Source organism: Paracoccus sp. M683 (genome assembly GCF_007096355.1).
GTDB lineage: Bacteria > Pseudomonadota > Alphaproteobacteria > Rhodobacterales > Rhodobacteraceae > Paracoccus.
In genome coordinates this window covers 698,198-710,583 of sequence record NZ_VKDF01000004.1, presented here as the reverse complement: position 1 = coordinate 710,583, position 12,386 = coordinate 698,198, and the positions used below count along the sequence as shown (strand labels likewise).

The following is a 12,386-nucleotide window of genomic DNA, read 5'->3' as shown; positions in this document are numbered from 1 at the left end:
CAGCCTCGGGCCAGCGCAAATGTGACATGCGCGATACGAGGTTCCGCCAATGCCCAACAAACTGCCGCTGCTTTCCCTTCTGCTTGGAACGACGATCATTGCCTGCCCGGCGCTGGCACAGGACCAGGCCGAACAGCCAACCTATGCGCTGGATACGATCGTCCTGCGCGCCGGCGTCGAGAAGGTGGCCTCATCCGTGCCGCAATCGGTCAGCGTGGTCGACGAAACCGCGCTGGAGGAGATCGCGCCGGGCAGCATCGGCGATGTGATGGCCACGGTGCCGGGGGTTGCGGGGGTGGGATCGTCCAGCTTCTTCGGGCAGGGCTTCAACATCCGCGGCTTTGGATCGTCAGGTTCCGCCGCGCATGAATCGGGGATCGTGCAATTGATCGACGGCGAAGAGAAATACTTCGAAAGCTACCGTCAGGGTGCGCTTTTCGTGGAACCCGACTTTCTGAAGCGCGTCGAGGTGCTGCGCGGTCCGGGCGCATCGACACTGTATGGATCGGGCGCACTTGGCGGGGTGATCGCGATGGAAACCATCGACGCCAGCGACCTGATCGCGCCGGGCAAGACCAGCGGCGGGCGGGTCAAGCTGGGCTATGCCTCGAACCCCGATACGGTGCTGGGCAGCGTGGCTTGGGGCTGGCGCCCGACCGATGATTTCGAGGCGGTGGCGGCCTTTGCCTATCGCAAGCTGGGCGAAAGCGAGGACAGCGACGGCAATACCATCGTGCGATCCAATTCCGATGCGCCGAACCTGTTGCTGAAGGCGCGCAAGACCCTTGGCGATCACTATGTCGAACTGTCCTATCAGCATCTGGAAGCCGAGGGCGACGATCAGGATTTCAACCAGCTGGAGGGCGCGCAGATCGGCCTGTTCGGCCCGACATTTCCGGGCTGGGGCGTGGGCGACATCCTGACCCGAGATCAGGTCGCGCGGCTTGAATGGGGCTGGGACCCCGCCGACAACCGCTATATCGACGCCAAGGTAACGCTGTCCTACACCAATACGATCAAGGATGTGCAACAGGGCAGCAACCCGGCCGAGCCGATCATGCCGACGCTTCTGGGCCGGCGGGACTATGCGCTGTGGCGGCTGAAGGCCGAGAACGTCGCCGACCTGTCCGGCGCCGGCTACAGCCATTTCCTGACCGTGGGGGCCGAGACCTTCAAGCAGGACCGCTCCAGCACGATGATCTCGTCATCCCACCCCGAAGGGTATACCCGTTCAGCCGCGATCTATGCCTGGTCGGAACTGGAATGGGGCCGCTTCACCGTCAATTCCGGGCTGCGCTATGAAAAGCAGCGGACCGAGCCGAAGGGCAGCGTCACCACCACGGATGAGCGCGTCGACGCGGAATCGGTCGAGCCGCAGATTTCCGTCATGTATCGGCTGACCGACAGCTGGTCGGCCTTTGGATCGCTGGCTTTCGTCAATCGCATGCCGACGGTGGACGAATTGTATGACGGCTTTGCCGGTGGCGCGGCCTCGCCCGATCTTGACGATGAGCAGGGCAAGAATATCGAGATTGGCGTCAGCTACCGGGCCAATGACGTCTTCCGCGCCGGTGACGAAGCGGCGATGAAGCTGACACTGTTCCGCAACCATATCTCGGACATGATCGTGCGCTCGAACCTGCCGGCGCCCTCGCCATCCTTCGTCAATATCGACCGCGCCTATCTGCGGGGCGGCGAGTTGGAGGCCAGCTATCTGACCGGCCCCTGGCAGTTCGGCGCAGCGGTTTCGGTCGTGAACGGCGAGGATCAGGACGGCACGACCCTGGACACGCTGCCCAATAACCGGCTTCAGCTGTCGGCAAGCTGGCAGGCCAGCGACGAATGGAAACTGGGCGCGCGCAGCCTGCTGGCCGACGGGCGCGACAAGCCCGATGGCAGCCATCGCGGCGGCTTCGGCGTCCATGACATCTATGCCATCTGGACCCCGCAGCAGGGGGCCTTGCAGGGCTTGCAGGTGTATATGGGCGTCGACAACGTCACCAATCGCGACTACACGCCCGCGACCTATCTGACGGGGCCTGCACCGGGGCGGAACGTCAAGCTGACGCTCAGCCGGCAGTTCTAGGCCCAGGCCGCCAGTCCCTGCCCGCACCGACCCGCAAGGCCCGGCTGATCATTCGGCCGGGCCTAAGCGTTTGCGGGCGGCGTCAATGAGAAATCGGCCGAATAGTTTTCCTGCATGAAGGTCAGGAAATTGTCCCGGAACTGCCGCGTATGGGCATGGGCCAGCCGGTCGGCGCGGTCGACATCACGGGCACGGATCGCCACTAGCATGTCCTGATGCTCGTCGGTCAGCAGATAGCTGTCCTGGCTGCGTTCGATGAAATCGAAATGCAGATGCAGCATTCGCCGGCCCTGATTCAGCAGCTTGTCATAAAAGGCCGTCAGATAGGGATTCCGCCCGGCCTCGGCGATGGCCATGTGGAACAGCTTGTTGGCCTCGGACATGCGCAGGTGATCGCCCCCCTGCACGGCGCGTTCGAACTCGGCCTGACGGGCAGCCATGGCGGCCAGATCGGCCTCGCTGCGCAATTCCGCCGCCAGCCGGGTGTTCATCCGCTGCACCACATCCAGCGCCTCGACATATTTCGGGAAATTCACCACGTCGATCGGCGCCACGATGGTCGAGCGATTGGACAGCGTCACCACCAGATCATCGCCCGCCAGCCGGATCAGCGCCTCGCGCACCGGGGAACGCGACATGCCGAATCGCTCGGCCAGGCTGGTCTCGTCCAGCAGCGCACCGGGTTCCTGGACCAGCGACAGGATCTCGTCATGCAGCGTCGTATAGACATAGCGCCAGCCAGTGCCCTTGGCGTGCCGCAGTTCAGATTCCTCGGACAATTGCCTGCTCCTGCTCGCAAAAACTGATCCCCCCAGATAGGCAAAGATCCCCCGACTTGTCGACACAAAGTTTTTATTGACGTGTCGTCATTGTGTCGGCATGTTAATTGTCATGTTGACACAGTGTCGCCAGGACCCGGTGTCAGGATGACAGATCACAACTGGGGGGTTGATCTACCAATGTCGAAATTTGTGAAATCGCTGGCCGCCATGGTCATTGCCACGGGTCTTTCCGCCGGTCTTGCCGCCGCGCAGGACAAGGGAAGCTATTGGCAGGATGTTCAGGGCAATGGTGTGCTGCGCTGTGGCGCGGCGGTGGCCCCGCCCTATGTCATGCGCGATCCGGCGACCGGCGAATACAGCGGCTTTTTTGCCGATCTGTGCCGCGAATTTGCCGCCACGCTGGAGGTGAAGCCCGAATTCGTGGACACAACCTGGGATAATATCGTCGCCGGGCTTCAGGCTGGAAAATGGGACATGTCGCTGGCCTTGAACCGCACGCCGGTGCGGGCGATGGCGGTGAACTTTTCGGTGCCGGCGATGGAATACCAGGTCTCGCTGGCCTATAACAAGGACAACCCCAAGATCCCGGCCGATCCGAAATCGGTGGCAGATGTCGATATCGCTGGCGTGACCCTGACCGTCATGTCTGGCACAGCGCATGACAAGGCGCTGTCCGCCGTGATCAAGAACGCCACGATCCTGCGCCTGCCCAGCAATGACGAAACCCGGCTGGCCGTCGTGTCCCGCCGCGCCGACATTCTGGTCGACGCATCCGACACGAACATGCTGTTCACCCAGTCAAACCCCGATTGGGCGGTGTCCTTCAACCCTGAACCCGCGCTGGCCAGGCAGGGGGTGGCCTTTGGCCTGCCGCACGGATTGTCGGCGGCCGATGTCGAGGTCGTCGACATCTTTCTTGAGGAACGCGTGGCAACCGGCGCCATCGACCTGATGATCCAGAAAGCGGTCGATACCGTGCTGGCCCAGGGCGGCAACTGACCACGCCCCTGCCCCAACCAAACTGCAAGGACTGACGGATCGCCGCATACCGGCGGCGATCCGGCCGGCATCCCCTATCCCGGAGATCGGACATGACAGCACCCATCGCGTCGGCACCGCTTCTGTGCATCCGCGACCTGCACAAAAGCTATGGCGAGCATATCAAGGTTCTTCAGGGCCTGAACATCGAGATGAAACCGGGCGAGCGCGTCGTCGTCATCGGCCCCTCGGGCGGGGGCAAGTCGACGCTGCTGCGCGTGGTCATGGGGCTGGAGCAGATCCAGGCCGGCAGCGTCAGCCTGGGCGGCAAACCCTATATCGACGCCAGGGGGCGCAAGACTGTCATCGACACCGAATTGCGCAGGAAGATCGGGATGGTGTTCCAGCATTACACCCTGTTCCCACATCTCAGCATCATGGAAAATCTGGTCCTCGCGCCCCGCAAGGTGAACGCTGAAAGCCGCGCCTCGGCCACCGAACGGGGACGCAAGATCCTTGACCGCTTTGGCCTTGCCGCCAAGGCCGATGCCTATCCCAGCCAGCTGTCGGGCGGTCAGAAACAGCGCGTGGCCATCGCCCGCGCGCTGATGCTGGACCCGCAGCTGATGCTGTTTGACGAGGTGACATCCGCCCTTGACCCCGAACTGGTGGCCGAGGTCGAGGCCGTGATCCTGCAACTGGCCGAACAGGGCATGCCGATGATGATGGTCACGCATGACATGTGGTTTGCCCGCAACGTCGCCAGCCGGGTGATCTTCTGCGCCGGCGGCGTGGTGGTCGAGGACGGCCCACCCGAACAGGTGCTGGGCCACCCGCGCGAGGAACGCACGCGCGAATTCATCAACCGCGTCTTTCACATCAAGACCTGAGGCGCGGCATGGATTACATTCTTGATCTGGGCGCCGTCACCCGCAACATGGACCAGCTGTGGCAGGGCCTCGGCGTCACGCTGCTGCTCACGCTGGCGGCCAATGCCATTGGCATCGTGGCGGGGTTCGGCCTGGCGCTGCTGGTGCTGAACCGGCTGGCCATCATCCGCATCCCGGCGATGCTGTTCGTCGAGTTCTTCCGCTGCACCCCGGCGCTGATCCAGATCGTCTGGTTCTTTTATTGCGTGCCGATGCTGTTCAACGTCTTTCTCGACCCGATCACCATGGGCATCCTTGCGCTTGGCCTGAACCTGACCGCCTTCAATGCCGAGGCCTACCGCGCCGCGATCCAGGGCGTGCCGCGCGAACATCTGGATGCGGGGATCGCGCTTGGTCTGTCGCCGGCACAGCGCATCCTGAACATCGTGCTGCCGCAGGCCTTGCGCAATTCGGTGCCGGTCCTGCTGACCAATGGCATCGGCATCTTCCAGCAAAGCGCGCTGGTCGCCATCGTCGGCGTCGCCGACCTGATGTATCAGGGCAAGACCCTGGCCACCGAAACCTATCGCCCGATCGAGACCTTCACGGTCGTCGCCCTGATCTATCTCGCCATCTCGTTCCCCGTCAGCCAGTTCGTCGGCTGGCTGGAACGCCGGCGCGGCTATGCGGTGAGGTAAGCCACCATGACCATGACGCTAGATTTCGCGATCCTACCGCGCTTTGCCGATGCGCTGGCGCTTGGGCTGTGGACCACGCTGAAACTGACGGCGCTGTGCATCATCCTGGGGGTCGGCCTCGGCTTCCTGATCGGCCTGGCGCGATCGTCGCGCAGCGCCCTGATCCGCGCCATCGCCGGCACCTTCGTCGAGTTTTTCCGCGGCACCCCGGTCCTGATCCAGCTGTTCTGGATCTTCTTCTGCCTGCCCCTGATCCTTGGGGTCGAGCTGTCGAACTTCGTCTCGGCCACCATCGCGCTGACCCTTTACATGGGCGCGATCAGCTCGGAAACCTTCCGGTCCTCGCTGAAGGCCGTGGGGGCCGAGCAGATGGATGCCTGCATTGCCCTTGGCCTGCCGCGCCGGGCGCAGATCCTGAACGTGATCCTGCCGCAGGCGGTTCTGCGCGCCATCCCGACGCTGCTGTCGAACTGCATCAGCCTGTTCAAGGAAAGCGCGCTGGTATCGGCCGTCGGCATGGCCGATCTGATGTTCATCGGCCAGAACATTTCCAACAACACCGCCCGCCCGGTCGAGGTGCTGACAGCCGTGGCGCTGATCTATTTCACCATCGCCTTCCCCCTGACCCGCGCCGTCACGCTGATCGAAAAGCGGATGCTGCGCAAGCTGGCCGCCTGAGGCCACCCGTTCAACGAAAGGAACCTGTCATGAAACTCTCTGGCGTCATGCCCGCCCTCGTCACGCCCTTCGATGCAGCAGGCAAGATCGACTTTGCCGCCTTCACGGCGCATCTGACCAATCTGCGCGCCGCTGGCGTCACGGGCTGGGTGCCCTGCGGATCCTCGGGTGAATACAACTTCATGTCCGATGACGAACGCGATCAGGTGCTGCAATTCGTCCGCGACTTCGCACAACCGGGCGAGCTGCTGATCGCCGGCACCAATGCGCCTTCGACCGCCGGTGTCATCGCCAATACACTGCGCGCCAAGGCCATGGGCTATCACGCGGCACTGCTGGCCACGCCCTTCTATACCAAACCCACACAGGCCGAGCTGATCGCCCATTTCCGCGCCGTCCTGGACGCCACCGACATGCCCATCATCCTTTACAGCTATCCCGACAAGGACGGGGTCGAACTGGGATGGGAGGTGCTGGATGCGCTGGCCGACGATCCACGCATTATCGGCATCAAGGAAAGCTCGGGTTCGCTGCAACGCGCCATCGGCATCGCCACGCGCTATGCGGGGCGCATCCAGCTGGTCTCGGGTTCGGACGATATCGCGCTGGATTTCATGATATGGGGCGCCGATTCCTGGATCTGCGGGCCGGCCAATTGCATGGCGCGCGCGGTCTGCGATCTGGACCGGACCTTCCGCACCGGCGATCTGGCCAAGGCCAAGGCGCAGATGGCCACGCTGTATACGGCGATGAACATTCTGGAATCGGGCAAATTCGTGCAAAAACTGAAATATGGCTGCGAGGTTCAGGGCACGCCGGTCGGTGACTGCCGCGCCCCGCTTGGGCCGCTGACCCAGGCCGAAAAGGCCGAGTTCCGCGCCGCCATGGAACCGATCCTGAACTGGTAGGCCTTCGCGGCCCGGAGAACCGACATGACCACCGTGATCATCGGCGCAGGCATCATCGGCACCGCCATCGCCCATGACCTGCAAAGGCGCGGCCGGCAGGTGACGCTGCTGGACCGCGCCGGCATCGGGCGTGGCGCATCCTATGGCAACATGGCCTCGATCGCGGTGACCGAATTCATGCCAGCCTCGCGCCCCTCGGTCTGGCGGCAAATTCCGGGCTGGATGCTGGACCCCGAAGGCCCGGTTCGCATCCGCCCCGGCTATATGCCCCGGCTGATCCCCTGGTTCGCCCGCTTCGTCGCCGCCTCGCGCCCCTCGCGCCTGCGCAGGCTGGAGGAACAGGGCGCCGCCCTGTGCCAGCGCGCGCTTGGCGATTGGCAGGCGCTGCTGGCGGAAACCGGGCTTCAGGACCAGATGACCGAGGAAGGCTGCCTGTCGCTTTACACCGACAAGGCAGAGTTTCACGCCGACCGCGAGCATATCGAAATCCTCGAACGTTTCGGCTTTCCCCATCAGCGCCTGACAGGGGCCGAGGCGCGCGATCTGGAACCGGAACTGTCCGACCGCATCGGGCTGGCCGTGCTGTTTGCGCAGAACCGGTCGCTGCGCGATCCCTATCGCCTGGTGACCGGCCTCGCGGATCGTTTTGCGGGCCTGGGCGGGCAGATCATCGCGGGCGAGGTCACGGGGTTCGCGCGCGGCGAGCGGATCACGGCGGTCAGGCTGTCCGATGGCCGCAGCATCCCCGCCGATCAGGTGGTGATCTGTGCCGGCGCGTATAGTGGGCGGCTGTCGAAACTGCTGGGCGAACCGATGCCCCTGGAAACGGAACGCGGCTATCACACGCAGATCATGGCGCCGGGCATCTCGATGCGCCATTCGATCATCTGGCCTGCCCGCGCCTTCATGGTCACACCCACCGCAGGCGGCATCCGCGTCGGCGGCACTGTCGAGATGGCGGGCTGGACGCCGCGCCCGACTATCGCCGCAGCAAGATCACGGTAAGGCGTGCGCAGACCGCGCTGCCAAACCTGCGCTGCGAGGATTTCACCGAATGGATGGGCCACCGTCCGGCCCTGCCCGATACGGTGCCGGTCATTTCGGCCTCGGGCCGCGTGCCGGGGGTGTTCTACGCCACCGGGCACGGTCATCTGGGCGTCACCCATGCCGCCACCACCGCGCGGCTGATGGGCGATCTGATCACTGGCGCGCCGCCCGCGCTGGACCTGCGCCCCTATAGCATCACCCGCTTCTGAAAGGACATTCCATGACCGACACGACGCTGCTGCAAGCCGGTGATCGCACCGTCCCGCCGACGGCCGACATGGTCGCCCTGAAAACCGGCCTGTTCATCGACGGCACCTATGGCCCGGCCGTCTCGGGGCTCTGCTTCGAGGTCATCGACCCGGCAAACCGCCAGCCTTTCGCGCAGGTCGCCCGCGGCGGCGCGGCAGACATTGACCGTGCCGTTGCTGCCGCCCGCCGCGCCTTTGACGATGGACCATGGCCGCGCATGACGGGTGCCGAACGCGGCGCGGTGCTGCGCCGGATGGGCGATCTGATCGCCGCGCGCCGCGACGAGTTGGCGCGGATCGAGGTGCGCGACAACGGCAAACCCCTGCCCGAGGCCAATTGGGATATCGACGACACGGCCGGGGTCTTTCACTTCTATGCCGATCTGGCCGAGGGGCTGGACGGCGCTGAACAGCCGATCCCCCTGGCCATGCCGAGCTTTACCGCCAAGGCCGTGCGCGAACCCATTGGCGTGGCGGGCGCCATCATCCCGTGGAACTTCCCCATGCTGATGGCAGCCTGGAAGGTCGCGCCCGCGCTGGCTGCCGGTTGCACCATGGTGCTGAAGCCGTCCGAGCTGACGCCGCTGACCGCGCTGGAACTGGGGGCTATCGCGGCCCAGGCCGGGCTGCCGGCGGGGGTCCTGAACATCGTCAGCGGCTTTGGCCCCGAGGCCGGCCAGCCCCTGACCGAACATCCGGGCGTGGACAAGCTGGCCTTCACCGGCTCGGTCCCGACCGGGGCGCGGATCATGGCCACGGCCGCGCGCGACATCAAGGCCGTCAGCCTGGAACTGGGGGGCAAATCGCCGCTGGTCGTCTTTGCCGATACGCCGCTGGATCAGGCCGTCGAATGGATCATGTTCGGCATCTTCTGGAACCAGGGCGAGGTCTGTTCGGCCACCTCGCGGGTGTTGGTGGAACAGTCGATCTATGAACCGCTGATGGCGCGACTGGCCGACGAGGCACGCAAGATCACCATCGGCAATGGCATGACCGATGGCGTGCTGCTTGGCCCGCTGGTCAGCGCCGAGCAGCAGCAAAAGGTACTGGCCGCCATCGAACGCGGCAAGACCGAGGCGCGGCTGGTCTGTGGCGGCGGCGTGCCCGAGGGGCTGGAGGACGGCTGTTTCGTCCAGCCCACCATCTTCGCCGACATGGCCGAGGATGCCTGGATCTGGCGCGAGGAACTCTTTGGCCCGGTGGTCTGCGTCAAGCCCTTCGCCACCGAGGCCGAGGCGATCCGCCTGGCCAATGACAGCCGCTTTGGCCTGGCCGCCGCCGTCATGTCCGCCGACGCCGCGCGCTGCGATCGCGTGGCGGCCGCCTTTCGCGCCGGCATCGTCTGGATCAATTGCAGCCAGCCCACCTTCACCGAGGCGCCCTGGGGCGGCTACAAGCAATCGGGGATCGGTCGCGAACTGGGCCGGTGGGGTCTGGATAACTATCTGGAAACCAAGCAGATCACCCGGCGCACCGCCACCGAGCCATGGGGGTGGTATCTGAAATGAACTTCACCGACAGTCTCGATATCCTGCTGGTCCATTGCCAGGGCGAAAGCGGCAATGTGCTGATCGGTGGTGCGCCCGAAATTCCGGGCGCGACCATGCTGGAGAAGATGAATCACCTGAACGAGGTCGATCCCTCGCTGCGGCTGTTCTTGACGCGCGAGCCACGCGCGCAGGTGGTCCACACGACCAACCTGCTGGTCCCGCCGACGCGGCCCGATGCGGATGCGGGGTTCATCGTGCTGCAACCGGATCGCGCCCATCCGATGTCGGGATCGAACTGTATCTGCGTGGTGACAGCGCTGCTGGAAAGCGGTCGCGTGCCGATGGTGGAACCGGAAACCGTGGTGCGGCTGGATACGGCGGCGGGGCTGATCGTCGCGCGGGCGCGTTGCGAAAACGGGCGCTGCCTGTCGGTCAGTCTGGACAATGTGCCGGCCTTCGTGGCCCGGCTTGACGCGCTGGTCCAGACACCTGACTGGGGCTCGATCAGGGCCGACATCGCCTTTGGCGGGGTGTTTTACGCCCAGATTGATGTCGATCAGATCGGCCTCGGCATCGTGCCACAACAGGCCCGCGCCCTGGCCGAGGCCGGTATGCGGATCAAGGCGCTGCTGGCCGAACAGATCGCCGTTCAGCACCCCCAGATCGCCAGCCTCAACGACATCGCCTATGTGATGTTTCGCGACTATCGCCCCGATGGCTCGGTCAACACCTGCACCACGCTGAAGCCGGGCCGCGTCGACCGCTCGCCCTGTGGCACCGGCTCGTCGGCCAATCTGGCGGTGCTGCATGCGCGCGGGCAGGTCAGGACCGGCGACAAGCGCCTGTCCCACAGCATCATCGGCGGCACGTTCACCGCCGAAATGCTGGGCGAAACCACCGTGGGCGATCACCCCGCCGTGCTGCCACGCATTACCGGGCAGGGCTATGTCTTTGGCCGCCAGCACCTGCGGCTGGATCCGGGTGACCCCTTTGCGCAGGGCTTTGCCATGTCGGACACCTGGGGTCCGCAGGTGGATCAGCTGTGATGCTGGCCGGGCAGACCATCCTTGTCACCGGCGCAACCGGGGCCATCGGTCAGGCGATCTGCCGCGCGCTGGCGGGAGACGGCGCCCGCGTCGTCATCCACTATGGCCGCAATCGGGACGCGGCTCAGGCGCTGCTGGCCGCGGTCGACGGAAACGGCTGGTGCATTGCCGCCGACCTGTCGGATCGCACCGGGCCGCAGATGCCGTGGGAACAGGCGGTGGCTGCTGCGGGTCATCTGACGGGGCTGGTCAACAATGCGGGCATCCGCCCGGAAATCGGTGTCGACGCGCCGATGACCGATTGGCAGCGGGTCTGGGAACGCGAGATGCGGGTGAATTTCCTCGCTGCCGTCGATCTGTCGAAACTGGCCATCGGGCATTTCCGCAAGGCCGGCGGCGGGCGTATCGTCAATATGGCCAGCCGGGCCGGACAGCGGGGCTATGGCTCGGACGCCATGGCCTATGGCGCCTCGAAAGCGGCGCTGATCAACCTGACCAAATCCATCGCCCAAAGCCACGGGCATGAAGGCATCACCTCGGTCGCGCTGGCGCCGGGCTGGGTGCGCACCGAAATGGCCGAGGCCTTTGTCGCCCAACATGGCGAGGCCGCAGCCCTGGCGGACATCCCCATCGCCCGCATGGCCACGCCCGAGGAAATCGCCGAAATCACCGCCTTTGCCTTCCGTCCCTCGCAAGCCTCGCTGAATGGCGCGGTGCTGGACGTGAACGGCGGCAGCTATCTGAGGTAGACCCATGCATTTGCCCCCGCATCTTCCCCGGCGCTTCATCGACCGAACCGTCGTTGTCGCCGGCGCGGCAGGCGGTATCGGCGCCGCCATTTGCAGCCGTTTCGCCGCCGAGGGCGCGCGGGTCGTCACCACTGATGTGAATGCCAAGGGCGCAGCCGAAACCGTGGCCCGCATTCTGGCGGATGGCGGCAAGGCCCGTGCGCTGGCCAGCGACATCGCCGCGCCAGAAGGATGCGCCGCGATCATCGGCGACGTCATCGCGACCGAGGGCCGCATCGACGTGCTATGCAACAATGCCGGCATCAACCGGCGCGGCGATCTGCTGTCGCTGACGCCCGAGGACTGGCGCCTGTCCTTTGCCGTCAATCTGGATGCGATGTTCCATCTGTGCCGTGCCGCCCTGCCCCATATGATTGCGGCGGGCGGCGGGGCCATCGTCAACACCGCCTCGCAATGGGGGCTGCATCCCGCACCGGGCCATATCGCCTATTATGTGACCCAGGCGGCGGTTGCCAGCTTTACCCAGAACCTCGCCCGCGACCATGCCAGCCAGCAGATCCGCGTGAATGCCGTCTGCCCTGGCGAGATACACACGCCGATGCTGGAGGCGGGCGTGAAACGCGCCGGGCGCAGCATCGCCGATCTGGACCGGCTGGTCCCGCTTGGCCGCATCGGCCGCCCGGGCGAGGTGGCCGCCCTGGTGGCTTTCCTCGCCTCGGAGGAAGCCGCCTTCATCTGCGGTTCTCTGGTTGAAATCACTGGTGCGCGGGCCGTAGCCTAAGCCAAACCCGACATCTTGCAGGAGGC

General features: G+C 65.1%; 11 protein-coding genes and 1 pseudogene. 11 read left to right on the top strand and 1 reads right to left on the bottom strand.

Translation table 11 applies throughout. The features are described 5' to 3' along the window. Positions 1–49 precede the first annotated feature (49 nt). Positions 50–2,086, top strand: a complete 2,037-nt coding sequence (locus FNJ84_RS10205) for a TonB-dependent receptor domain-containing protein (RefSeq protein ID WP_143792981.1) — start codon at positions 50–52, stop codon at positions 2,084–2,086. Between the two features lie 62 nt (positions 2,087–2,148). Here FNJ84_RS10205 and FNJ84_RS10200 read toward each other — a convergent pair whose 3' ends face one another. After that, positions 2,149–2,865: a GntR family transcriptional regulator gene (locus FNJ84_RS10200; RefSeq protein ID WP_143792980.1), complete on the bottom strand. Its 717-nt coding sequence runs from the start codon at positions 2,863–2,865 to the stop codon at positions 2,149–2,151. Between the two features lie 180 nt (positions 2,866–3,045). Between FNJ84_RS10200 and FNJ84_RS10195 the strand changes: the two genes are divergently transcribed. From FNJ84_RS10195 to FNJ84_RS10150, 10 genes and pseudogenes are all read left to right on the top strand, one after another. Next, the gene (locus tag FNJ84_RS10195) at positions 3,046–3,867 is read left to right on the top strand and encodes an ABC transporter substrate-binding protein (RefSeq protein WP_143792979.1); all 822 of its coding nucleotides are present in this window, start codon (positions 3,046–3,048) and stop codon (positions 3,865–3,867) included. A gap of 92 nt (positions 3,868–3,959) precedes the next feature. Continuing rightward, the gene (locus FNJ84_RS10190; RefSeq protein ID WP_143792978.1) at positions 3,960–4,736 is read left to right on the top strand and encodes an amino acid ABC transporter ATP-binding protein; all 777 of its coding nucleotides are present in this window, start codon (positions 3,960–3,962) and stop codon (positions 4,734–4,736) included. A gap of 8 nt (positions 4,737–4,744) precedes the next feature. Continuing rightward, entirely contained in the window at positions 4,745–5,413 is a 669-nt protein-coding gene (locus FNJ84_RS10185) for an amino acid ABC transporter permease (RefSeq protein WP_143792977.1), read from the top strand. A gap of 6 nt (positions 5,414–5,419) precedes the next feature. Beyond that, a complete protein-coding gene (locus tag FNJ84_RS10180; protein WP_221931955.1) occupies positions 5,420–6,091 on the top strand; it encodes an amino acid ABC transporter permease in 672 nt (223 codons plus the stop codon). A 29-nt stretch (positions 6,092–6,120) separates the two neighbouring features. Further along, complete coding sequence (locus FNJ84_RS10175) at positions 6,121–6,999, top strand: dihydrodipicolinate synthase family protein (RefSeq protein ID WP_143792976.1); 879 nt, start codon at positions 6,121–6,123, stop codon at positions 6,997–6,999. 24 nt (positions 7,000–7,023) lie between these two features. Next, positions 7,024–8,255 (top strand): annotated as a pseudogene (locus tag FNJ84_RS10170) (NAD(P)/FAD-dependent oxidoreductase). An 11-nt stretch (positions 8,256–8,266) separates the two neighbouring features. Further along, the gene (locus FNJ84_RS10165) at positions 8,267–9,802 is read left to right on the top strand and encodes an aldehyde dehydrogenase family protein (protein WP_255471155.1); all 1,536 of its coding nucleotides are present in this window, start codon (positions 8,267–8,269) and stop codon (positions 9,800–9,802) included. Beyond that, positions 9,799–10,830: a proline racemase family protein gene (locus FNJ84_RS10160; RefSeq protein WP_143792975.1), complete on the top strand. Its 1,032-nt coding sequence runs from the start codon at positions 9,799–9,801 to the stop codon at positions 10,828–10,830. Before FNJ84_RS10165 ends, FNJ84_RS10160 begins: the two co-directional genes overlap by 4 nt. Next, positions 10,830–11,579 carry an SDR family NAD(P)-dependent oxidoreductase gene (locus FNJ84_RS10155; protein ID WP_221931953.1) on the top strand — a complete coding sequence of 250 codons (750 nt, stop codon included), beginning with the start codon at positions 10,830–10,832 and terminating at the stop codon, positions 11,577–11,579. Before FNJ84_RS10160 ends, FNJ84_RS10155 begins: the two co-directional genes overlap by 1 nt. A gap of 4 nt (positions 11,580–11,583) precedes the next feature. Beyond that, complete coding sequence (locus tag FNJ84_RS10150) at positions 11,584–12,360, top strand: SDR family NAD(P)-dependent oxidoreductase (RefSeq protein WP_143792973.1); 777 nt, start codon at positions 11,584–11,586, stop codon at positions 12,358–12,360. Positions 12,361–12,386 lie beyond the last annotated feature (26 nt).

Coding starts and splice junctions, on each gene's coding strand:
- FNJ84_RS10180 (WP_221931955.1), top strand. CDS start 5,420: ATGACCATGACGCTAGATTTCGCGATCCTACCGCGCTTTGCCGATGCG.
- FNJ84_RS10165 (WP_255471155.1), top strand. CDS start 8,267: ATGACCGACACGACGCTGCTGCAAGCCGGTGATCGCACCGTCCCGCCG.
- FNJ84_RS10190 (WP_143792978.1), top strand. CDS start 3,960: ATGACAGCACCCATCGCGTCGGCACCGCTTCTGTGCATCCGCGACCTG.
- FNJ84_RS10160 (WP_143792975.1), top strand. CDS start 9,799: ATGAACTTCACCGACAGTCTCGATATCCTGCTGGTCCATTGCCAGGGC.
- FNJ84_RS10155 (WP_221931953.1), top strand. CDS start 10,830: ATGCTGGCCGGGCAGACCATCCTTGTCACCGGCGCAACCGGGGCCATC.
- FNJ84_RS10205 (WP_143792981.1), top strand. CDS start 50: ATGCCCAACAAACTGCCGCTGCTTTCCCTTCTGCTTGGAACGACGATC.
- FNJ84_RS10175 (WP_143792976.1), top strand. CDS start 6,121: ATGAAACTCTCTGGCGTCATGCCCGCCCTCGTCACGCCCTTCGATGCA.
- FNJ84_RS10185 (WP_143792977.1), top strand. CDS start 4,745: ATGGATTACATTCTTGATCTGGGCGCCGTCACCCGCAACATGGACCAG.
- FNJ84_RS10150 (WP_143792973.1), top strand. CDS start 11,584: ATGCATTTGCCCCCGCATCTTCCCCGGCGCTTCATCGACCGAACCGTC.
- FNJ84_RS10195 (WP_143792979.1), top strand. CDS start 3,046: ATGTCGAAATTTGTGAAATCGCTGGCCGCCATGGTCATTGCCACGGGT.